Annotated in this window: 19 protein-coding genes and 1 other annotated feature; of the genes, 4 read left to right on the top strand and 15 right to left on the bottom strand. The window is 44.4% G+C overall.

The window, feature by feature from the left end; translation table 11 throughout:
• Nucleotides 1-78 precede the first annotated feature (78 nt).
• On the bottom strand, nt 79-1512 hold the full coding sequence (locus VEA_RS14610) for an alanine/glycine:cation symporter family protein (protein WP_012842138.1): 1434 nt from the start codon (nt 1510-1512) through the stop codon (nt 79-81).
• Between the two features lie 721 nt (nt 1513-2233).
• Here VEA_RS14610 and VEA_RS14615 point away from each other — a divergent pair.
• Nucleotides 2234-2419, top strand: coding sequence for a DUF3545 family protein (locus tag VEA_RS14615; RefSeq protein ID WP_005396294.1), 186 nt, complete (start codon nt 2234-2236; stop codon nt 2417-2419).
• Between the two features lie 234 nt (nt 2420-2653).
• Here VEA_RS14615 and VEA_RS14620 read toward each other — a convergent pair whose 3' ends face one another.
• From VEA_RS14620 to nfo, 3 genes are all read right to left on the bottom strand, one after another.
• Nucleotides 2654-3205 (bottom strand): hemerythrin domain-containing protein, encoded by a 552-nt coding sequence (locus tag VEA_RS14620; protein ID WP_005396296.1) that lies wholly within the window; start codon nt 3203-3205, stop codon nt 2654-2656.
• Between the two features lie 112 nt (nt 3206-3317).
• Entirely contained in the window at nt 3318-3998 is a 681-nt protein-coding gene (ung, locus tag VEA_RS14625) for a uracil-DNA glycosylase (RefSeq protein WP_005396298.1), read from the bottom strand.
• Between the two features lie 283 nt (nt 3999-4281).
• Nucleotides 4282-5169: a deoxyribonuclease IV gene (nfo, locus tag VEA_RS14630; RefSeq protein ID WP_006742681.1), complete on the bottom strand. Its 888-nt coding sequence runs from the start codon at nt 5167-5169 to the stop codon at nt 4282-4284.
• A gap of 326 nt (nt 5170-5495) precedes the next feature.
• Between nfo and grcA the strand changes: the two genes are divergently transcribed.
• The gene (gene grcA / locus VEA_RS14635; RefSeq protein WP_005381814.1) at nt 5496-5873 is read left to right on the top strand and encodes an autonomous glycyl radical cofactor GrcA; all 378 of its coding nucleotides are present in this window, start codon (nt 5496-5498) and stop codon (nt 5871-5873) included.
• A gap of 92 nt (nt 5874-5965) precedes the next feature.
• On the opposite strand, the gene VEA_RS14640 is transcribed toward grcA, so the two are convergent.
• From VEA_RS14640 to thrL, 5 genes are all read right to left on the bottom strand, one after another.
• Nucleotides 5966-6565, bottom strand: coding sequence for an NADPH-dependent FMN reductase (locus VEA_RS14640; RefSeq protein ID WP_268257814.1), 600 nt, complete (start codon nt 6563-6565; stop codon nt 5966-5968).
• 175 nt (nt 6566-6740) lie between these two features.
• Entirely contained in the window at nt 6741-8021 is a 1281-nt protein-coding gene (thrC, locus tag VEA_RS14645) for a threonine synthase (protein ID WP_006742682.1), read from the bottom strand.
• A complete protein-coding gene (gene thrB, locus VEA_RS14650) occupies nt 8018-8974 on the bottom strand; it encodes a homoserine kinase (protein ID WP_041852994.1) in 957 nt (318 codons plus the stop codon). The genes thrC and thrB overlap by 4 nt, the downstream gene beginning before the upstream one ends.
• A gap of 20 nt (nt 8975-8994) precedes the next feature.
• A complete protein-coding gene (gene thrA, locus VEA_RS14655) occupies nt 8995-11454 on the bottom strand; it encodes a bifunctional aspartate kinase/homoserine dehydrogenase I (protein ID WP_006742684.1) in 2460 nt (819 codons plus the stop codon).
• Nucleotides 11455-11507: 53 nt separating this feature from the next.
• Nucleotides 11508-11627: a sequence feature (Thr leader region), on the bottom strand.
• Nucleotides 11563-11640: a thr operon leader peptide gene (thrL, locus tag VEA_RS24320; RefSeq protein ID WP_074192076.1), complete on the bottom strand. Its 78-nt coding sequence runs from the start codon at nt 11638-11640 to the stop codon at nt 11563-11565. (Overlaps the previous feature by 65 nt.)
• A gap of 425 nt (nt 11641-12065) precedes the next feature.
• Here thrL and VEA_RS14660 point away from each other — a divergent pair, with 425 nt between their 5' ends.
• Nucleotides 12066-12536 (top strand): hypothetical protein, encoded by a 471-nt coding sequence (locus VEA_RS14660; RefSeq protein WP_012842140.1) that lies wholly within the window; start codon nt 12066-12068, stop codon nt 12534-12536.
• Here VEA_RS14660 and VEA_RS14665 read toward each other — a convergent pair.
• Nucleotides 12533-13015 (bottom strand): putative 4-hydroxy-4-methyl-2-oxoglutarate aldolase, encoded by a 483-nt coding sequence (locus VEA_RS14665; RefSeq protein ID WP_005396309.1) that lies wholly within the window; start codon nt 13013-13015, stop codon nt 12533-12535. The two genes, VEA_RS14660 and VEA_RS14665, sit on opposite strands and share 4 nt — an antisense overlap.
• Before the next feature lie 55 nt (nt 13016-13070).
• Entirely contained in the window at nt 13071-13478 is a 408-nt protein-coding gene (locus tag VEA_RS14670; protein WP_041852995.1) for a DUF3293 domain-containing protein, read from the bottom strand.
• A 361-nt stretch (nt 13479-13839) separates the two neighbouring features.
• Between VEA_RS14670 and arcA the strand changes: the two genes are divergently transcribed.
• Complete coding sequence (gene arcA / locus VEA_RS14675) at nt 13840-14556, top strand: two-component system response regulator ArcA (protein WP_005381824.1); 717 nt, start codon at nt 13840-13842, stop codon at nt 14554-14556.
• An 83-nt stretch (nt 14557-14639) separates the two neighbouring features.
• Here the strand turns inward: arcA and VEA_RS14680 are convergent, their stop codons facing one another.
• From VEA_RS14680 to mnmL, 4 genes are all read right to left on the bottom strand, one after another.
• Nucleotides 14640-15089, bottom strand: coding sequence for a putative periplasmic lipoprotein (locus tag VEA_RS14680; protein ID WP_006742686.1), 450 nt, complete (start codon nt 15087-15089; stop codon nt 14640-14642).
• A 1-nt stretch (nt 15090) separates the two neighbouring features.
• Nucleotides 15091-17445, bottom strand: a complete 2355-nt coding sequence (gene arcB / locus VEA_RS14685) for an aerobic respiration two-component sensor histidine kinase ArcB (protein WP_012842142.1) — start codon at nt 17443-17445, stop codon at nt 15091-15093.
• A gap of 241 nt (nt 17446-17686) precedes the next feature.
• Complete coding sequence (locus VEA_RS14690) at nt 17687-19435, bottom strand: sensor domain-containing diguanylate cyclase (protein WP_006742688.1); 1749 nt, start codon at nt 19433-19435, stop codon at nt 17687-17689.
• Nucleotides 19436-19470: 35 nt separating this feature from the next.
• Entirely contained in the window at nt 19471-20430 is a 960-nt protein-coding gene (mnmL, locus tag VEA_RS14695; RefSeq protein ID WP_006742689.1) for a tRNA modification radical SAM protein MnmL/YtqA, read from the bottom strand.
• Nucleotides 20431-20931 lie beyond the last annotated feature (501 nt).

The following is a 20931-nucleotide window of genomic DNA, read 5'->3' on the forward strand; positions in this document are numbered from 1 at the left end:
GGTACAAAAAAAGCCATGCATTGTCTGCATGGCTTTTTACATCGTACTAATAGCTTTCAACTATGAGTGATAGCTCACTTAGTCTTTTTTATCGTTGTACCAAATGCCTTCTTCAAGCTGAGATTTCAGCTCAGGGAAGTCATTCGCATCAAACGTTGGTACTTTACCTTCACCAAGTTGGCGGTTGTAATCTTTTGCTAGCTTAATCACGATGCCAGATAGCAAGATGATTGCCACCAAGTTGACTATCGCCATCAGCCCCATCGAAACATCAGCAAGTGACCATACGACTGGGAGCGAAGCAAGTGCACCAAACATCACCATACCAAGAACAACAACGCGGAAAATGCTTAGGCCCGCCTTATGGTTGTGCTCTAGGAAGATTAGGTTCGTTTCAGCGTACGAGTAATTCGCGATGATTGATGTAAATGCAAAGAAGAAGATTGCCACGGCAACAAAGATGCCACCCCAATCACCAACTTGCGAGCTCAATGCACGCTGAGTTAGCTCGATACCCGTCACTTCTGTTGCTTGACCGACATACTCACCTGACATCAGGATGATAGCCACTGTCGCTGAACAGATAACGATCGTATCCATAAATACACCTAGCATCTGAACATAACCTTGAGATGCAGGGTGTGGTGGGTAAGGCGTTGCTGAAGCCGCCGCGTTTGGCGCAGAACCCATACCCGCTTCGTTCGAGAATAGACCGCGTTTAATACCGTTAATCATTGCCTGTGCAATCGCGTAGCCAAGACCACCAGCCGCCGCTTCTTGCAGACCAAATGCACTCTTAAAGATAAGCATTAATACATCAGGTAGCTTCTCTAGATTAGAGAACATGATGAACAGTGCTAGAGCCAAGTAAAGCAGCGCCATGATCGGAACGATCATCTCTGCGACTTTTGCGATACGCTTGATACCACCGAAAATTACAATCGCAGACAGTGCTACAACCGCGATACCAACGTACAGGTCACTCCAACCAAATGCGGTGCTCATTGCATTTGCAATTGAGTTAGCTTGTACGGCGTTGAATACCAAACCAAAAGCGATGATTAGGAAAACTGAGAACAATACGCCCATCCAACGCATGCCCAGGCCTTTTTCCATGTAGTAGGCAGGACCACCACGGTAGTTGCCATCATCATCTTTGGTTTTGTATAGCTGCGCCAGAGTACTCTCTGCAAACGACGTTGCCATACCAAGCATTGCGATCAGCCACATCCAGAAGATCGCACCAGGACCACCTGCAGTCAATGCAACTGCAACGCCCGCCATGTTACCGGTACCAACACGTGCAGCAAGACTAGTACAAAGCGCTTGGAAAGAAGAAATACCAGCTTTGTCTGCTTTACGACTGTTCTTAAGAACAGAGAACATGTGGCCGAAATGGCGGAACTGAATGAACCCTAATCGAACGGTGAAGTAAATACCAACACCAACAAGAAGATAAACCAGAATCGAACCCCAAAGGAGATCGTTCATCAAATTGATTAAGTCTGTCATGTGTACCTCAAAGTGAGTTGCGCCGGTCTATGCGTCCAAGCCATCCACCAAATTGCCTGCTAAGTGTCAAAGAGTGCTTAGCTTTTTAAGTAATGTTTATGGGCAATCTAGAATCGTAAACGTCGCTTCATGCATCCATTTTACGTACCAGCGTATTTTTTGACGGGCGGATAATGCAACCTAGGAGCGCAAAAATCAATATGCAATCATGATAATAACATTGTTATTTTTCACTATAAAGTCACCAAAAAATAACATAAATGGAAGACTTAACACCCATAAGCCGCAACATTTCAATTACCAAATGCCAACATAAATAATTATCGCCCACCAAACAGAACGCAGACCCATATGATTAAGACCAAGCTAGTATTCACAAGGTGTTACATAAATTTGCTCTAGTGCCTTACCATCTAATTGAACACTATTTCATCAAACTGGTTTTATGCAACTTTGACCTTTGCACTGTCCCCCCACTCGCCAAATTGAATTAACATTGAAAATCTCTCTATTTAATCGTTTTCTTGAGATCGTTTGTGCATTTTTTAGCCACCACATTGCCATGAAAAGTGTGATTTTGAGAATATTTTTGCACGAAAATGTCATGCTACCGACACAAATGCGAAATATATCATGGTTATTCTCACGGCTATTGTGGTACTTAAAAAACTCCACAAGGACTGGTTACAACAGTTTAGCTTAAGAAAGGTAAAGGTGGCTTATGGAAGGCTTTCAACTAGATGACATTTTTAATCTGGATACTACCTCAACAACCAAATCTCGTGCCAAACCAGTAAAGCGAAAGTGGCGTGAAATAGAAGAGATGAACGACAGGCGCAATTTGCTTAAAGAGCTGCGCGAACTTGATGCCTGTACCGACTACAACTTGGAAGACATTAAACTCTAATTCAAACAAAAGGCACCTTAAGGGTGCCTTTTGTTTTTGTTTACAGTAACGGTAAACGACTTGAGTTTAAGCGCCAGGATTTGAGTATGAGTACCGTTATTACTCAATAAGAATTTTCCTATCTTTTGGTCGAGAAGCGCAAACGATAAATTTACGTCCAATTCTCAATAAATAAGAAATGCAGCTAACAAACCCGAGTGATACTTTCGCTCGCTCAGGTTTTATCGCACACACTTAAACATACTCAGCATCACTTTGACGCACACGTTCAGCTAACTGTTTATAACGATCGGCAATAGTGTCACCAAAAACTGGGTCATCTTCACTGACGCTCCATAAGCTTTCAACATGCTGCCAATCTTCGGTAGTGAATAACTCCTCAATGAGAGGCAGGATTTTTCGCTCCTCTAACTCCAAGTGGCGTCTTTGTGATTCAATGAAGTCCTCTAGGTGGGCCACAAACATATCTTGAGGCACAACAGCATCCTGCAGGATCATCTCTATCAAGGAAGCAAACTCTTTGGTTTTACTTGCTAGCTCTTGGTGTTCTTTCTCTAAGTTTTCCATGGTCTGTTGCTTACCATAGTGCTCAAGAAAGTGGTGATAGAGAATATCTTCTTTCGGATGGTGAACTTTTTCTGAATGATTAGAGAGGTAATCAACTATCTCGCTTACTAATGCGTAGTTGATCGCACGTTCTTCTTTTATCTCATTAAGTTTATGGCGCAGTATCGCCAACAGACGAACCATATAGCCGTGTTCGCGTCGAATTCTTTCGATCATCATAGCGTCTCTCCTTAACACCTACTTTTAATAAGTGTACATGAGAAATTTGCCATCAGCCTCGAGCGTGCTCAAAAAAACAGCGATAATGGCAGCATTATCGCTGTCTCTTCTTTTATACAGTTAATGGCAAATGCCAGTTGATTGGTGCTTTTCCTTGCGAGGCAAGTAACTGGTTTGCTTGAGAGAAATGCTTACAACCAAAAAAACCTCGGTGTGCTGAGAGTGGTGATGGATGTGGTGCGGCTAACACATGATGTTTATTGCGATCAATAAAGCGCCCTTTCTTCTGAGCGTGAGAGCCCCACAATAAAAACACCACGCCTTCCTGATGCTGGTTTATCGCTTCAATCACTCGGTCAGTGAACGTTTCCCACCCCGTTTTTGAATGTGAATGCGCTTTACCTTGCTCAACCGTCAATACCGTATTGAGCAACAATACACCTTGCTCAGCCCAACTTTGTAAGAATCCATGCTGAGGGATCTGGAACCCTTCAATATCTTGAGCCAGCTCTTTATACATATTAACGAGTGATGGTGGCGTTTTGATTCCAGGAAGCACGGAAAAGCACAAACCATGCGCCTGATTTGGACCATGGTATGGGTCTTGTCCCAGAATCACTACTTTAACATCGTTAAACTCGGTAAAACGAAACGCATTAAAGACATCTTTCGCTGGCGGGAAAATCGCTTTGCCTGCGGCGCGTTCTGCTTCTACAAAATTCAAAGTGTCTACAAAGTAGCTCTGTTTTTTCTCTTCGCCGATCACATCGTGCCAAGTGGGTGACTGATTCATGGAAAGTTCCTGTCCTAAATTTTGCTTCTATTCTAACGAGCGAAACCCAAACAAACAAAAACTTACCACGAACTTGAGAACAGTAATAAAAGACTAATGCTTCTGTGGCGTTCGAAAATGCCCCTGTCCGGTAATGTGACGATTAGGCATCGGCAAACGAAGCACGCGGCGGCTATATGCGTAAGAAGCAAAAGAGAGTGGTCGAGACATAGTGGCATCCTTCTTTCTTAATTCAAATTGACTTAAGTGGCTAAGAAAGAAAGGTGCCAACTCTGTGATCACATCATTGGTTACCTATCGCCGCTAGATGAAACTGACGCAGTGCGTTGATTTCTTGCTGCCAGATGTCCGGATCAATTGTTTCTAAAATCAGAGGGATACCATCAAATCGAGGGTCTTTCGCGATGTACTCAAAGCAATCCCACCCGATTTCTCCTTTGCCTAATGAGTGGTGGCGATCCACTTTGCTGGCAAACTCAACTTTTGAATCATTTAGATGCATTGCTCTTAAATAGTGCATCCCAACAATACGGTCGAATTCCGCAAAGGTATGCTCACAATCCTCTTTAGTACGCAGATCGTAACCGGCAGTAAACGTGTGGCAAGTATCGAGACATACACCAACACGTTCTTTGTCTTCCACTTGATCGATGATTTCAGCAAGATGCTCAAACTTCCAACCTAGGTTTGTACCCTGACCAGCCGTATTCTCGATTACCGCGATCACATTCGGCACCGCTTTGTGCGCAAGATTGATCGACTCAGCGATCGTCGCTAAGCACTCCTGTTCCGAGACTTTCTTTAAGTGGCTCCCAGGGTGAAAGTTCAGCAACGTTAAACCCAATTGATTACAACGCTCCATCTCATCGATGAATGCAGCGCGTGACTTATCCAACTTATCCGCTTCTGGTGCACCTAAGTTAATTAGATAAGAGTCATGGGGAAGAATATGTTCTGCGCCGAAACCCAGCATTTTACAGTTCGCTTTAAACGCACTGATGGTTTTTGCTTCTAAAGGCTTCGCCACCCACTGGCGTTGGTTTTTTGTAAATAGTGCGAACGCATTCGCGCCAATTTCGCGAGCTCTCAACGGCGCTTGATCGACCCCACCAGCAGCAGAGACATGTGCACCAATGAGTTTATTCCCAAGCTTGTTTTTCATGTTTGTCATTTAATCACTTTAGACTTTCAGTATTGCTACCTAAATACAGATAGTTGCGTTAATTAGTTTAAACTTTAAGCTCAATTTGTAGTAAATTTACAACAAAATGAGCCATTAAATATTTTTTATATTATCAAATAAATTGTAATTAGTTTGTTTTCAAAGGTTTTATTGATTTAACTCAACAAAATCACCTTAATAAAAATAATGTTTTTGGTTGTTTTTTGACTTAAATCAATATTAAAATAGTGGATATTAGCTATATAATACTCAGCTCAACGAAAATTCGAAAATTAACACCAATAATCACCACGTAAGTGGTCTAGGAGATAGTGATGATCCAAGGTATCCAAATTACAAAAGCGGCAAACGACGACCTACTAAACTCTATCTGGCTATTAGATAGCGAAAAAAATGAAGCTCGTTGTGTTGCTGCAACTGCTGGCTACGAAGCAGACCAAGTTATCGCAATCAGCGATCTAGGTGAATACGAAAGCCGTGAAGTAGCAATCGAAACAGCTCCTCGCATCGAAGGCGGTCAACACCTAAACGTGAACGTGCTTAAACGCGAAACACTAGAAGATGCAGTTGCACACCCAGAGAAATACCCACAGCTAACAATCCGTGTTTCTGGTTACGCTGTACGTTTCAACTCGCTAACTCCAGAGCAACAACGTGACGTAATCGCTCGTACTTTTACTGAGACTCTATAATTTCTCAGTAAACTAGCTCGCTAGAATTTAAAAAGCTTGGTCTCAATGGCCAAGCTTTTTTTGTTTTCCTAGTATCTAACCGTTCTGTTCCTTTACGGAGCATTTCTCTGTGACGGATCCTTCTTAAACACTTCAGCCAATGAGGTTGGGTCAAGCCTTTCTCTTTGCAACGACGCTCCTTCTGCCCACCAAATCAATTGATGTATGGTGCGATTCATATAGCTGTCCCACTGCGTCTGCTCAGACTCACCCGCAGCCACGCCCTGTTCATCAAACACTTCTTGCGCTTTCGGAATGTGAATCATCGCCGAGACAGGTAAACATCCAAGTTCAGATAAGAAGGTACGCATCGACACAGCTGCTCGAACACCACCCCATTGTCCAGCAGAATAGGTCACGATAGCACTTGGCTTATAAGAAAACAGCGAACTACCAAAATGGTTAAGCATGTTTGCCAAAGCAGGGCTCATCGAATGGTTGTATTCCGGACTGACCATCACGTACCCATCGGCGCTTTTAATTTTGTCTGCCAGTTCTCTCAAGTGGGCTGGCACTTTAGCGCGATGGTAAGCAAACTCAGGCTTAAACACGTCGTCAAAGTCGTAGTTCAATGGGTCAATGATTTCGACGGTATGTTGCGAATACTGATTCTTAAACAACGTTTCACATGCTCTACTCACTCGCATGCCCAAGCGGGCTGGTCATGGCGGTGTGCTGTCCCTTACTGAGCCTAGAAAAATCAAAAAATGCATGCTTCTATTTCCATCTTTAAGTTCATTTCTCAATCATAAAGAGAGTCGAGACTTACCGACAATAAAAAAGGCGAATGATTGCTCATTCACCTTTCGTCGTTCATCATTTTAATAATTACTGTACGCGGCGCAGTACTTGTTTCAATGCATCAAAGTCTGCGTCTAGCTCTTCCGATAGCAGTTCCATTGCCGCGTGCTTCGCTAGCGGTGCAGGAAGCTCGATGTCAGATTGCAAAATGTCATCCACCACTTCTTTGAACTTCGCTGGGTGCGCAGTACATAGGAACAGACCGGTTTCACCATCTTGCAGTTGCTCTTCAAGAACGCGGTAAGCAATCGCACCGTGCGGTTCACATAGGTAGCCCAATGAGTACAGGTCTTTCACAGATTGTGCGCTTTGCTCATCTGAAACCGCGCCTTTACCTAGAGTCTCTAGGCCCCACTCTTTCACTCGGCAGAGCTCTTCGATACGCGGCCAGTTGTTCGGTTGACTCACGTCCATCGCGTTCGATGTCGTTGCAACCGTTGGTTTTGGCTCCCACTTACCTGTTTCTAGGTAGCGCGGAACCGTGTCATTAGCGTTAGTTGCAGCGATAAAGCGTTTGATCGGCAGACCCAGCGCTTTTGCCAGTAGACCAGCAGTTAGGTTACCAAAGTTACCACTTGGTACAGACACGACTAGGTTTTCACGCTCTTGTTTGCTCATTTGCGCTGCTGCTTCAAAGTAGTAACAGATTTGCGCCATCAAACGGCTGATGTTGATTGAGTTTGCAGAGTTCAGGCCGATCTCTTCACGCAGTGCGGAATCATCGAAAGCTTGCTTAACCAGAGCCTGGCACGCATCGAAGTCGCCATCGATCGCGACAGTGTGAATGTTCTTGCCTAGCGTACAGAATAGCTTCTCTTGCAGTGGGCTGATCTTGCCTTTCGGGTAAAGAATCACAACGTTGATGTCTTCCATACCATAGAAAGCGTGCGCAACGGCTGCGCCAGTATCGCCAGAAGTCGCAGTCAGAATGGTGATCTTGCCACCGTCCGATACCGCCGCAAGAGATTGCGCCATAAAGCGACCGCCAAAATCTTTAAATGCCAGCGTTGGACCATGGAAAAGCTCTAACGCGTAAACACCGTCTTTGACTTGATTGATTGGCGCCGGGAATTGGAACGCTGCGTCCACAAGCGCGTTGACTTGCTCTTCCGCCAGCTCATCACCGATAAACGCTGATAAAATCTTAGTGCTACGAGAAACAAAGTCTTCTGCCAGTAGCGCATCAACGTCTTCAAACTTTGGTAATTCCGATGGGAAAAATAGACCTTGGTTACGGCCTAACCCTTGGCGAACGGCTTGGCCAAAGGAAACTTGTTCATCATTTTCTTTTATATTGTAAAGCTTCATAGCTCACTTCCTGTTACTTTCGAACCCTGCTTATCTAGACGACAAACGTGGACGAATCCTTCTTCGTTTTGTACGTAGTTCTGTTCTAACCAGCGAGCAACTCGCTCAGCGACATCTTTCTCTTTGCAAATACTGAACAGTGTTGGACCACTGCCAGAAATACCGGTTGCTAACGCACCTGCTGATGCAGCGTATTGACGTGCATTCGCAAAGCCCGGAAGCAGTTTCTCACGATACGGTTCTGCGATCACGTCTTTGATCATTTTTGCAGCTAGCTCTGGCTGACCAGAATGACACGCATGAATAAAGCCCGCAAGGTGACGACCATGAGCGATGATATCTTGTCGGCGGTATTGAGATGGTAGGATCTCACGCGCTTCTGCTGTTGATACTTTGATTCCCGGATACGCCATGACCCAGTACCAATCATCAAAACAAGGCACTTCTTGACTGATGATACCAAGCTCTTCAAGCATCAACTGGACACCACCAAGGTAACACGGCGCGACGTTATCGTAGTGAATACCACCAGAGATTTTGCCTTCCATTTCCCCCATCAGTGCTAGCAGCTCAGTCTCATTCAGCGGTTGACCATGGAATCGGTTTAAGGCATCCAGCGCCGCAACGATAGAACATGCACTTGAGCCTAAACCTGAGCCTATTGGCATGTTCTTTTCTAGCGTCATTTCAAGTGGTTTTAGCTCAACACCTTTTTTATCTAGCTCGCGAGAAAACACCAGCCAACAATCGTAAACGATGTTTTCTTTTGGCTCTGTAGGCAACTTAGAGACAAAATTACCCGCAGTTTTCAGACTGAACGGCTCAGTCCCTGCCTTAACTTGCACTCTGTCACCTAGCAAGGTCCCATCCACTGGGGACACCGCCGCCCCCAACACATCAAAACCAACACTTACATTACCAATTGATGCTGGGGCATAAACCACTACATCCATATCACTTGAACTCATTCTTGTTATACCCCTAGTTTCCAACCTAAAGTACGCATCACGTCAGAGAATACACCCGCAGCCGTTACCTCAGTACCTGCGCCATAGCCACGCAACACAAGTGGGATTGGCTGGTAGTAACGGCTGTAAAATGCCAGTGCGTTTTCACCGTCTTTGATTTTATACATCGGATCGTTTTCATCCACCGCAGCGATGCTTACTGTGCACTTGCCCTCGTTAATTTCACCAACGTAACGCAGTACTTTGCCTTCTTCTGCTGCTTTAGCCGATAACTCTTTGAAGTAAGCGTCTGCTTCTGGAAGACGCGCCATAAACTCATCAACACTGCCTGAATCATCAAAACCTGGCGGTAGCGCTTGGTCAACAACAACATCTTCAAGCTCTAGTGACATGCCCGCTTCACGAGCTAGGATCAACAGCTTACGCGCGACATCCATACCAGACAGGTCATCACGAGGATCTGGTTCAGTAAAGCCATTTTCTTTTGCGATATTCGTCGCTTCACTTAAGCTCATTCCTTCATCTAACTTACCGAAAATATAAGAAAGAGAACCGGAAAGAATACCGCTGAAGCGCTCCAGTTCATCGCCTGCAGAAATTAGGTTTTGCAAGTTTTCAATAACCGGTAGGCCTGCACCTACGGTTGTTTCATACATCAATTTACGACGGGAGCTACGAGCCACATCGCGAAGCTGATGGTAGTACGCCATGCTTGCTGTGTTTGCTTTTTTGTTTGGTGTTACAACATGAAAACCTGCCGCTAGAAAATCGGCGTATTGTTTAGCAATGTCTTCACTGGACGTACAATCAACCAATACTGGGTTGATAATATGATTGCGTTGTACCAAAGAAATCAGACGCGCTAGGCTGAACTCTTCTGTGGCTGCTGACATACGATCACGCCAGTGCTCAAGCGGTAAGCCTTCGCTATCAAGCAAAAGACCTTTGCTGTTTGCTAAGCCACAAACTCGAATCACAATGCCTTTCTCAGCCAGTTTGACTTGTTGGCGCTCGATCTGATCCACAAGCTCGCCACCCACACCACCAACACCAACAACGAACACATCGAGGAAGTGTTTCGAGTTGAATAGGTTTTCGTGACACGCTTTGATCGCTTCAGAAATTTTGTCTTCTGGAATAACGGCAGAAATCGCACGTTCTGATGAGCCTTGTGCTATCGCTACGATATTCACGTTCACTTCAGCTAGAGAAGAGAAGAAGCGAGAAGCCACACCACGCGATGTGCGCATACCGTCACCAACAAGCGTAATGATTGAAACATTATCAATAAACTCGACCGGTTCTAGTAAGCCATCTTTCAGTTCTAGCTCGAACGCATCTGCCAGCACTTGCTGCGCTTTCGCTTTATCTTCAGCCTCAATACAGAAGCTGATGCTGTATTCAGAAGAAGACTGAGTGATCAGAACAATAGATACACCAGCAGACGACATCGCACCGAATACACGGCTCGCCATGCCTACCATGCCTTTCATACCAGGGCCTGATACGTTAACCATGGTTAGGTCGTTAAGTGTTGTAATACCTTTGATCGCAAGATTATCTTCACCAGTATCTTGGCCGATAAGAGTACCTGCACCTTGAGGGTTAAAGCTGTTTTTGATCAGACATGGAATGTGGAATTGAGCAATAGGGGCGATGGTTTTCGGGTGCAGAACGGAAGCACCAAAATAAGAAAGCTCCATCGCTTCTTGGTAGCTTAGTGATTTAAGTAGGCGAGCATCTTCGACTAAACGTGGGTCACAGTTGTATACACCATCAACGTCGGTCCAGATTTCACAGCAGTCTGCGCGTAAACAAGCTGCAAGAACCGCTGCCGAGTAGTCAGAGCCATTCCGACCAAGCGTGACAAGCTCTCCTTTTTCGTTGCCAGCTGTAAAGCCCGGCATAATGTTCACATGACCCTGAGGAAGGGGTTTTTGACGGAAGTTTTGCGTTGAAATATCCACATCAACCATAGCTTCAAGATGATCACCTTGGGCATACAGATACTCGACAGGATCGATCAAGCTCGCTTGTTGTCCCTTCGCCTCCAAGACAGCTTTCATCAACTGAATGGAAACACGCTCACCTTTACTAATAATGCGCGCATTTACGTTGTTTGGGCACATACCTAATAGATTGATGCCGTGAACAAATTGACGTAATTGAGATAGCGAGGTTTTCACTTGGTTATCGAAAGCTGAACCATCAATATTGGGGAGTACTGCTTGGATTTGAGTGAAGAGCGTTTTAAACGATTCATCCAACTCTTTGATTTGCAGCTCTGCTTCACCATTGCGCAACGCGCCTTCAATGACTGCAACCAACTTATTTGTTGTTTTACCTGGGGCTGAAAGAACAACAGCCACTTCTTCTTGTTGAGCGTTATTGGCAATGATGTCTGCCGCTCTTAAAAAGCGATCTGCATCAGCTAGTGATGAACCGCCAAACTTCAATACTCGCATCCCTTCCTCCGGTATATCTTCTCAAACTTGTCTAAATTCTGGATAAAAAAGCATAAAAAAAGGCCTGTATCTTGTTGGATACAGGCCTTTTTTGTGAATTTCTTTCGCTCAGCAGCCTGCCCCAACATGTGTCGTGTCGGTAATAATAATGGTCGTGGTCATTACTACTAGGCTGTTAGATGGCATAAATAAATATTCAACGTTAATTGTGTTTGCTTAACTCTACGTTTACCGAGTTTCCGATTCATAGTCAACAAAAAATTGTTTGTTTTTCAGTCTTACAGCGATTTCTGCTAAGCAATCTTATTGATATTTAAAGCTAATTGGATGTTATTGCTCGTTAGGAAATCTGTCGCTTATTTTTGTAGGGGGCTCATCCCATCGTCATCAGTCTCACTTTTTACTCCATAACTAGTCTGATCTTCGTCATAAAGCGTAAGATCAAATTATGAAAGGGAGTTGTTGACACTTAACAACAACTTAACTGTGACCTATGTTCACAGGATCGAATTATTTAGAAAATAGGTGAGCTAGCTTTCATATTCTATGCTTTAATAGTGAGAAGCTTTGGGCACATACTAATAAAAAAGTTGACACAAGGAGTGGTGAGCATGAAAAGAGGGCTTTTTCTGTTGCTGTTTTTTGTGTCTGGCGTTTGTCTAGCAAACGAGCTTCCGCCTCTTCCAGGCAAAACATCCCCTTCTCCTCATAAACTATTTATTTCCAGCGACAGCTATCAATCTGACAGTTTCGATGTTTGGAATATCGACACGGGTTATGCGTACGAACTCTTTGACTCAGTAGACGTTTACGTCGGAGCACGAGTCAACAACTCTCCAACCCAAAACCAAAGCGGTTTTTTGAGTGGGATCAGCTATCACTTCAATGATCGTGTCACACTAAAAAGTACGGTTCGCTCTTACAAGAATGAGACTGCGGAAGGTATTCGCCAAGAAGACAGCAGCCTCGCAGCTGAAGTTTCAAGTCGCGTAAAAATCACCGATAAACTGGATCTTCACGCGACTCTTGATTACCAAGATTGGCAACAAGGTATTGAGGTAGGTTTAGGCTTTCGTTTTTAGAAATCTAATTTTTGCTTTGAAATCAACACACCATTCCAATCAGCGTACACATAATGCTTCGGCTGCACGATTTGGTTTTGCATCGTTAAAGTCACATTGACCTCTCCCATACCTCGCTTCTCTGTCTTAAACGGATTGGTACCAAGTGCTTGCACGCCAATGTCCATCTGAGATATTTGTGCTACGTCGCGTATTGCACCATAGACAATAATGCCTTCCCACCCATTTTCTATTCCGAGTATTGCTAATTGATCGCCAAGCAATGCTTTCTGACACGAACCATGTCCGTCAACAATCAATACTTTCCCCGTTCCATCTTCGCCCAGTACTTCACGTACTTTTGAGTTGTCGTGATAGCAACGCACTGTGACAATTTCTCCGTAAAAAGCGGTGCGTTGACCAAAGTTCTGCAGTGGCAAAGTAAGCAGGGTAACTTGGTCTTCAAATTGGTCACAAATATCGGGTGTAATGTCTCTCATATTTCCTCCGTGAATTTTCTCACCCAAGCAGTGCTTCGGTGAGTAGTATCCTTTCCTATACGAGTCGAGGCTTAAGGGAGCCTAACTTATGCAACACTTTCGGCTGTGAGCACGCAATAAGGTAAAGTTGATCATCAATGACGTAGTAAATCGCGTTTTGTTGAAAGTCATTCGCAAATGCGACCGCCGCCTCTGGTGATAACTCGACGGCAAAGCTTTCCTCATACCATGTAAAAGAGCTGTCACCTACTGTGATAGGCGCGTAATTAACGTGCTGTAGCAGTGTTTCTAATGCTTGATTGCTTATGCAGTTCTCTTCTTTGGACCGCAAATTACTGTATGGGTTCCAAGCGGTTATCACAGCGTAGTTTGAAACGCACCACTCGGCCTCGAATCTGAAAAAAGATTCTGAATAAGCATTCCATAACGATGCGTCTATGTTCGTATTACTTTTTTCTATCATAAGTCTTAAACGATTAATAACAGTTACATTTCATCAATTGATATAAATCAACAAACTGAATGGAATTAACATTTGAGCATTGTTAGCATGCTGTTAACAATATAAAATCCGCTCCATATCTTAGGGTGTTTACGTTTCAGGCCCCACAGAAAGTAGGAAATGAAAGGTAAACAAGCCCTTTAGAATAAACGTCGCCATTGGATACTGGTGAGTTGGCAAAATTCCATGGAGGGCGGATAACTGAAAGAAGTGTTTTTTTGATCAACTTGATTTATTATCAAAATCACATTACCTGTATGTTATATTTTTGCCTAGAATTTATTCTATTAGCACAATTTTGTCACAAATTTAGGTACCGCCAATGCAAACCCCGCAGATTCTTATCGTTGAAGATGAGCAAGTAACTCGTAACACTCTTAAGAGTATTTTTGAAGCAGAGGGATACGCTGTTTTTGAAGCCAGTGACGGTGAAGAGATGCACCAAGTGTTGTCTGACAACTCAGTCAACTTGGTTATTATGGACATTAATCTTCCAGGCAAGAATGGCCTTCTGTTAGCGCGTGAACTACGCGAACAAGCGAACATTGCTTTAATGTTCCTGACAGGCCGTGACAATGAAGTGGACAAGATCCTAGGTCTTGAGATTGGTGCAGATGACTACATCACTAAACCATTCAACCCACGTGAACTGACTATTCGTGCTCGCAACCTACTTAGCCGCTCAATGAGCTCTAACGCGGTGCAAGAAGAGAAACGCTCAGTAGAAAAGTATGAATTCAATGGTTGGGTACTGGACATCAACAGCCGCTCTCTAGTAAGCCCTGCTGGTGATAGCTACAAGCTCCCTCGCTCTGAGTTCCGAGCTCTACTTCACTTCTGTGAAAACCCAGGTAAGATTCAAACTCGTGCCGATCTTCTCAAGAAGATGACTGGCCGTGAACTTAAGCCGCATGACCGTACTGTAGACGTAACGATTCGTCGTATTCGTAAACACTTTGAGTCTGTTTCAGGCACTCCTGAAATCATCGCGACTATCCACGGCGAAGGTTACCGCTTCTGTGGCGATCTAGAAGACTAATTGAATCGCTAATACGCAAAGGGCTTGCTCATTGAGCAAGCCCTTTTATTTTGGGTTTAGCAATTAGCGGACAATCACTGAGTCTAATAAACCTTGTTAATCTTCACGTATTTTTCCACTAACCAGCGCTGTTTACCTGCGTCGTCTAAAAGTACCGCGATATCAACCGATTTTTCTGTGTCTGCGTCTACCTGAGACGTGAAGGCTACTTCCCATTGGCTCTCACTATGAGTTCGAGTTTCTAAAGAGTCTTCATCCACCCACCACTCTTTTTCCCCTTGCTTGATGATAAGCGCTTCGGCAGTCAGGTTGGCTGGGAGTAACTGGTCTCCTTCAAGGTAAAGTGATCCTTGAATGCTTTGCTCTTGCACTTCCCCAACGGTCGGCATCAGGTTCACCCATAAGTTACTTTTGAGCTCGACATTCACCTGGTTAATCGTAATCTGACTGTTTTGTTGCCAGTTCACACTTGGAACGGAACTGCAGCCAGCCATCAATGCTATAACCAACGCCAACGGTGCGATTTTTTTCATGTTATTTCCTTTGTTCCAACCAACTTTTGAGGACTTGAATATCGTTTTGGTATTCATTTTTGATCTCTTCAACCCAGTCTGAAATGTTTTCCCACCATGCTGGCATATCGGGAGATTGCGCTTTCTGCGCCACACTTTGGATACGTTTGAGGCCAATCGAACCTGCAGCACCTTTAATTTTATGCGCTTCAGAAACAATCCCATCTTGATCTTTTGCCGTCATGTTTGAGTCTAAGACATCAATATAGTCTGGCATCATGTCTTCAAACATTTTTATGCTGTCGTAGACCGGCTTGGCACCAACAATGTCGACGTAAGACTCTAACATATCCATATCGAGCAAGTGTGTCTCAATCACAGGAGAAGGAGTCGGCTCTTCCACTGTTTCTGGAACGCTCTCAGGTTGCTCTTGCGGCTCTACCTGATGCGCGAAGAACTTATCAATTACAGACTGAATGGCATTCACAGCAAGCGGTTTGCTGATGGCATCATCCATACCGTTATCTAAATATTCACGACGATCTTTCATCACATTAGCTGTTAGGGCGACCAATGGAGGCAGATTGTTATAATGCTCGCGATAATAATTTGCGACATCAAAGCCCGTCATATCAGGCAGCTGAATATCCAACAACGCCAAGTCATATTTTTCTGGCACAAAGTTCACGAGCGCTTCTTGTCCCGTCATCGCCACGGTAACGGAGTGCCCTAAGCTCTCAAGCAACGATTTGGCCACGGTGACGTTAAGCTCAATGTCTTCGACCATAAAGATGTTGAGATGCACATTATCGCGTTTTGCATCAATGACAGGTTCTTCGAGTTCCACAATAGGAACGTGAATCGATACGGTAAAAGTACTACCAAAACCCTCTTCACTAGCGACAGTAATGTCACCATCCATCATATTGATCAGCTGTTTTGACACCGCCAGGCCTATACCAGTCCCGACAGCATGTAGGTTGTCTTTACCTGATTTCACTTGGTAATACATGGCGAAGATTTTATCGAGCTCATCTTCCGGTATACCAATACCTGTGTCTTCCACTTCCATAATAATGGTGGCAAAATCGTCTTCTACATCCGCGCTCACCGTCATCACAACGCCACCTTCTTTGGTAAACTTCATTGCGTTGCTGACCAAGTTCCAAATTACCTGACGCAAACGGGTCGCATCCACTTCAATTGCTTTTGGTAAATCACTCAAACGTTCTAAGTCAAAACGCAGCCCTTTTTGCTCCGCCATCAAAGCAGAGATGCTTTCAATCTCAGCGACGAAGTCTTCGAAGTTAAGTGGCGCAGGTAATAGTTCTAGCTTGCGGCGATCAAACTTATCCATATCGATAATATCGTTGAAGATGTTACCTAGCGTAATCGCACTCACATTGATGGTCTGCATGTGTTTGCGCTGCTCTTCTGTCAACGGACTATCGAGAAGCATGCGACTTAAGCCCACAATGCCATTTAGTGGCGTTCGCAGTTCATGACTGATGGTTGAGATGAAAGTAGTTTTATCACGGCTTGCTTTCTCTAACGACTCTTCATGACGTTTACGTTCAGTGATATCACGGCCAAAACCTACCAAGCCAAGGTGACGACCATCTTTGCTGTAAAACGGCACTTTACGCAGTTCAAAGTAATGTTTGCGTCCATCAGGATACTCTAGCCACTGCTCGTAAGTGATGGCTTGATTATCGGCGAAGACCTTTTGGTCAGTATCAACGATGTGCTCAGCGATTTCTTTGCTATACACATCCCAAGGGCTTAATCCGACTAACTGGTGCTCTTTCTTGCCCGTTAGCTCTTCCATTGCCCGGTTACAACCGGAGAACACACCATCGGCATTGCGGTAGTAAATTAAGTCTGGCGAGGCATCAATAAATGAACGCAGTAGTGCAGTGCGTTCCGCAAGCTCTAACTGAGTACGCTCTCGTTGGAACACCTCGTTTTCGAGATCTTGCATCGCCTCTTCTCGAGCTTCTTCTGCTTTAATGCGCTCTTCAATTTCTTGGTTGAGCTTTTCGATGTTTTGTTGCAGTTGATAATTCAGTTCTTGGTCTCGCGAGCGCATGTCTTTCAGTTTGGACACCAACTTGGTTAAACGCTGGCGAGACTCTTCTAGCTGATCAACAACAACAGAAAGAAAATAAACCGCCCAAGGTGTAATCAAGAGACCAAAAAACACCGAACGGACAATGTCGATATCGTCGACTCGCCCCTTGAGAGCTAAAGTAATCCCCACCTGCACCACAACGGCTAATGCCACCAGCGCAAGGGCCAGCAAAATCGAGAAACGAACAATCCCCAGTTTGACTAGCAAGTCGACATAATACTGGGCGAGATTTTTCATGGGTTTCATTAACTACTCCATGGTGCTGGCTAGATGTTGCCCTTCAATGATAAAAAACGAGCAGACATATTCGGCCTAACGCAATTTAGGTCTGTGTGATTAGTGAAAAATACGTAGTGCGAACTGCGCTTGCTAAACAAGATAAAAAGATAAGTTAACCAACGAACGCACAGGCTTCGGTAAGTTTAACGTGTTTAATACGGCGATTTAAACAATCAGCTATCAACTTAGAGCAAGCGGTCACAAAGCGTTAGCAAGAACTTGGGTGAATACAGGTGCGATTACGTCCATCCGCTTTGGCTTGGTATAGCGCACTGTCAGCCATGGCAATACCCATTTCCGGTTCATCACCATGTTGAGGAATATAAGAGACAAGACCGATACTGACCGTGAGACGTTCCGATGCTTCTGAGCTGTCGTGCTCCATATCGAGTTGTCGAATTTGTTCATGAATACGCTGTGCTACATTGCTCGCGCCTTCCGTTGTGGTATTCGGCAGGATAAAACCAAACTCCTCACCACCATAACGCGCAACACAATCCGAAGAGCGATTGATGACTTTTGTGAATACGGTAGCAACACTGACCAATGCTTCATCACCTTGCTGATGGCCGTAACAGTCGTTGTAATCTTTGAAAAAGTCGATGTCACACAACATGATAGTGAGCGGCAGCTTTTCGCGGGCATGGTGGTACCATAGTACCTGCAGTTGTTCATCGAAGCGGCGTCGGTTCGATACCTGAGTTAAGCTGTCCATAAAGCTCAACTTTTCTAACTCTAAATTGGCTCTCTCCAACTTTTGTTCGGCAAGGTAACGTTCAGAAATATCACGCGCCATGATCAGCACACCATTCGTTCCTGAAGCTTTATCCTTAAAAGGCGATTTCACCACATCAAACCACGTACTTTTGCCATCACTGCTAACGACTTTATCTATATATCGGACAGGCTCTGACTGACGCAATGCATCTAAATCACTAGCAGCTAAGCGAGCGTACATCTCTTCAGGAATGACATCTTGAAGGCGCTTACCAATCAAATCAGACACGTCTGAAATACCTAATGCATTAACGAACGGTTTATTACACGCTTGATAGACCATATTCTCATTGAAGATACCGATAGAGTCAGGGCTAGCGTCAAGAATAGTCTGTAAGATGGTATCCCTTTGCGCCAACGCAACTTCTGTATCTTTACGGCGCTCCATTTCATCTCTCAGGTTCTGCTGCATTTTGTGCCACTCGGTCACATCATGACTAATGGATAATGTACCGATCAGCTCACCACTCGGTGACACAAGGGAATTTTGATTCACTTCCAATAAGCAACTGCGACCTTGTGGATCCGTCGTCCACTTGCGCTCACTCTTTCTGCTAGCCTCACCCATGGAAACCTTTGATGCGCAGGCTTCTTCCCTTCGCCCTTCCCAAAATTGATCAAATGCTCGGTTCGTCGTTAATAAATTCCCTTGGCGATCTTGGGTACAAATTAACTCAGAGAGTGAGTCTAGTGCCGAACGGGCAATCGTTAATTGCGCAAGCTCTTGTTGCTGCTCTTGATGAGTGGCTTGATATGGCTGCGCGTAGATGATCCAAACACGGTGATTGCGCAGCAAACTCTTTCTTCCTGACAACTCCACCTTGATAGATTCGCTTTCAGATAAGCGCCAATCAAATACCTGCTGGCTAAAATGACGACTAGAGACACTGTCGAGAAACGACTCAAGCTCACGAATATCGAATAAAGCGGGATACAAATATCCCGTGCCTAGAGAGCGAATACCTAATAACTGCATCGCAGCTTGGTTAGATAACAAGATCAGAGCATGGCCAGTATCCAGCACTATGACTGGATAGGGTGAATCCGTTACGAGTTGCTTAAGTGATGTTTGAAAGTGCAAATAGATCAGTGCTAACGCGCACACGCTAGCAATTAATAACAAGACGACATAGCCATAACCGCCTTGACCATCCCAAAGCCAATTGAGTAACTGATCCATCGTTTAAACCTTTAAAGAAAACTGGTTAAAATATATCAGTTATTTATTGAGCGATCTGCTATTAATTCCGGTTTAGTATAGATAAAAGCGTTTCCCGTTAGGCTTCCTTGAGCACCATGTTCACTGAGGGAGCGACCAATTTCAGTCATCGCCAGCCAGCGGTTTTCACACCACAGTGGCGATAATAAGGTAGGTCTACGAGCTGCTGATGAAACGCGATGGTAAATCACGTCCGGTGGCGTCATACGAATCATCTCGCTGGCAATAGCGACATACTCTTCTAGCTCTGGCGCCTCTAATCGTCCTGCACGCCACGCTTTCGCCATCGTGCTGCCTTCCACAATATGCAAGCCATGTAACTTAATGCCATCCGTGCCCACGGCTAACACTTTTTGTAGCGTCTCAATGTTATCGTCGCGGCTTTCTTTCGGTAATCCAACAATTAAATGAGTACAGACTTTAATACCTAGCGCACGCGCACGCTTGGTGATCTCGGCATAACATTCGAAATCATGACCGCGATTGATGCGCTTAAGGGTGTCGTTATTAGCGGTTTGAAGCCCTAACTCTAGCCAAATTTCATAACCTTGCTGTACATAATCAGACAGCAAATCTAATACGGCATCAGGCACGCAATCTGGACGAGTCCCGACACACAATCCCACAATATCAGCCGCTTTTAGTGCTTCTTCATACATATTTTTCAGCACTTGCACTTCCGCATAAGTACTGGTGTAAGCCTGAAAATAAGCGAGATACTTCTTCGCTCGATGAATTTCGCCCGCACGATCTTTCAACTGATCGTGAATACTCTTTATCTGTACTTCTTCATCCGCAAACGAAGCCACATTACAAAAAGTACATCCTCCCCGACCAATAGTGCCATCTCGGTTAGGGCAACTAAATCCACCGTGCAACGTTAGTTTATGGACTTTTTCACCGTATCGACGCTGAAGATCTTGGCCGATTGTATTGACCAACTCATGTAACTGCATAAATTCTCACCAACAATGAACCGTAATCAATCTCACTACGATCTGTGTAAATAAATTACATCCCTGCAAGAAAAAACACACAATACTAGTCAATTCAAACAAACATCATACGGCTCAAAATCAATAAACCTGCATAAATACAGATAAAAAACGTTCATGTTGCGTAAATGTTAAACTAAAAATGCATAATTAAACGAAAAAATTGGGTCACAACGTCGACTTTTTCATTGCATTCTGAAGTGACAAAATTGTAGGATACTTACACAACCCCGTTATTTTTGTGACTTTTATTACAAAGTACACTGCGGGATTTGTCGGTGTTATCCCACTCCTACCTATATAAATCACTAAATAGTGGCAATAAATAAAGGGATACCACCAAGGATTGTTTTTCTCGCAAAACTTTTCCTGCGAGATACGGAAAGGAATCAAGATCGGTCAACCTAGATCGGTGGCGATAATAAATATAAAGGACAAGACGTAATCAATGGTCTAGGTGGC

It is taken from the genome of Vibrio antiquarius (genome assembly GCF_000024825.1).
GTDB lineage: Bacteria > Pseudomonadota > Gammaproteobacteria > Enterobacterales > Vibrionaceae > Vibrio > Vibrio diabolicus.

What these genes read in the sequence shown, in the direction of transcription:
- VEA_RS14610 (WP_012842138.1), bottom strand. Translation starts at nt 1,512, where the DNA reads ATGACAGACTTAATCAATTTGATGAACGATCTCCTTTGGGGTTCGATT.
- VEA_RS14615 (WP_005396294.1), top strand. Translation starts at nt 2,234, where the DNA reads ATGGAAGGCTTTCAACTAGATGACATTTTTAATCTGGATACTACCTCA.
- VEA_RS14620 (WP_005396296.1), bottom strand. Translation starts at nt 3,205, where the DNA reads ATGATGATCGAAAGAATTCGACGCGAACACGGCTATATGGTTCGTCTG.
- ung (WP_005396298.1), bottom strand. Translation starts at nt 3,998, where the DNA reads ATGAATCAGTCACCCACTTGGCACGATGTGATCGGCGAAGAGAAAAAA.
- nfo (WP_006742681.1), bottom strand. Translation starts at nt 5,169, where the DNA reads ATGACAAACATGAAAAACAAGCTTGGGAATAAACTCATTGGTGCACAT.
- grcA (WP_005381814.1), top strand. Translation starts at nt 5,496, where the DNA reads ATGATCCAAGGTATCCAAATTACAAAAGCGGCAAACGACGACCTACTA.
- thrC (WP_006742682.1), bottom strand. Translation starts at nt 8,021, where the DNA reads ATGAAGCTTTACAATATAAAAGAAAATGATGAACAAGTTTCCTTTGGC.
- thrB (WP_041852994.1), bottom strand. Translation starts at nt 8,974, where the DNA reads ATGGATGTAGTGGTTTATGCCCCAGCATCAATTGGTAATGTAAGTGTT.
- thrA (WP_006742684.1), bottom strand. Translation starts at nt 11,454, where the DNA reads ATGCGAGTATTGAAGTTTGGCGGTTCATCACTAGCTGATGCAGATCGC.
- thrL (WP_074192076.1), bottom strand. Translation starts at nt 11,640, where the DNA reads ATGCCATCTAACAGCCTAGTAGTAATGACCACGACCATTATTATTACC.
- VEA_RS14660 (WP_012842140.1), top strand. Translation starts at nt 12,066, where the DNA reads ATGAAAAGAGGGCTTTTTCTGTTGCTGTTTTTTGTGTCTGGCGTTTGT.
- VEA_RS14665 (WP_005396309.1), bottom strand. Translation starts at nt 13,015, where the DNA reads ATGAGAGACATTACACCCGATATTTGTGACCAATTTGAAGACCAAGTT.
- VEA_RS14670 (WP_041852995.1), bottom strand. Translation starts at nt 13,478, where the DNA reads ATGATAGAAAAAAGTAATACGAACATAGACGCATCGTTATGGAATGCT.
- arcA (WP_005381824.1), top strand. Translation starts at nt 13,840, where the DNA reads ATGCAAACCCCGCAGATTCTTATCGTTGAAGATGAGCAAGTAACTCGT.
- VEA_RS14680 (WP_006742686.1), bottom strand. Translation starts at nt 15,089, where the DNA reads ATGAAAAAAATCGCACCGTTGGCGTTGGTTATAGCATTGATGGCTGGC.
- arcB (WP_012842142.1), bottom strand. Translation starts at nt 17,445, where the DNA reads ATGAAACCCATGAAAAATCTCGCCCAGTATTATGTCGACTTGCTAGTC.
- VEA_RS14690 (WP_006742688.1), bottom strand. Translation starts at nt 19,435, where the DNA reads ATGGATCAGTTACTCAATTGGCTTTGGGATGGTCAAGGCGGTTATGGC.
- mnmL (WP_006742689.1), bottom strand. Translation starts at nt 20,430, where the DNA reads ATGCAGTTACATGAGTTGGTCAATACAATCGGCCAAGATCTTCAGCGT.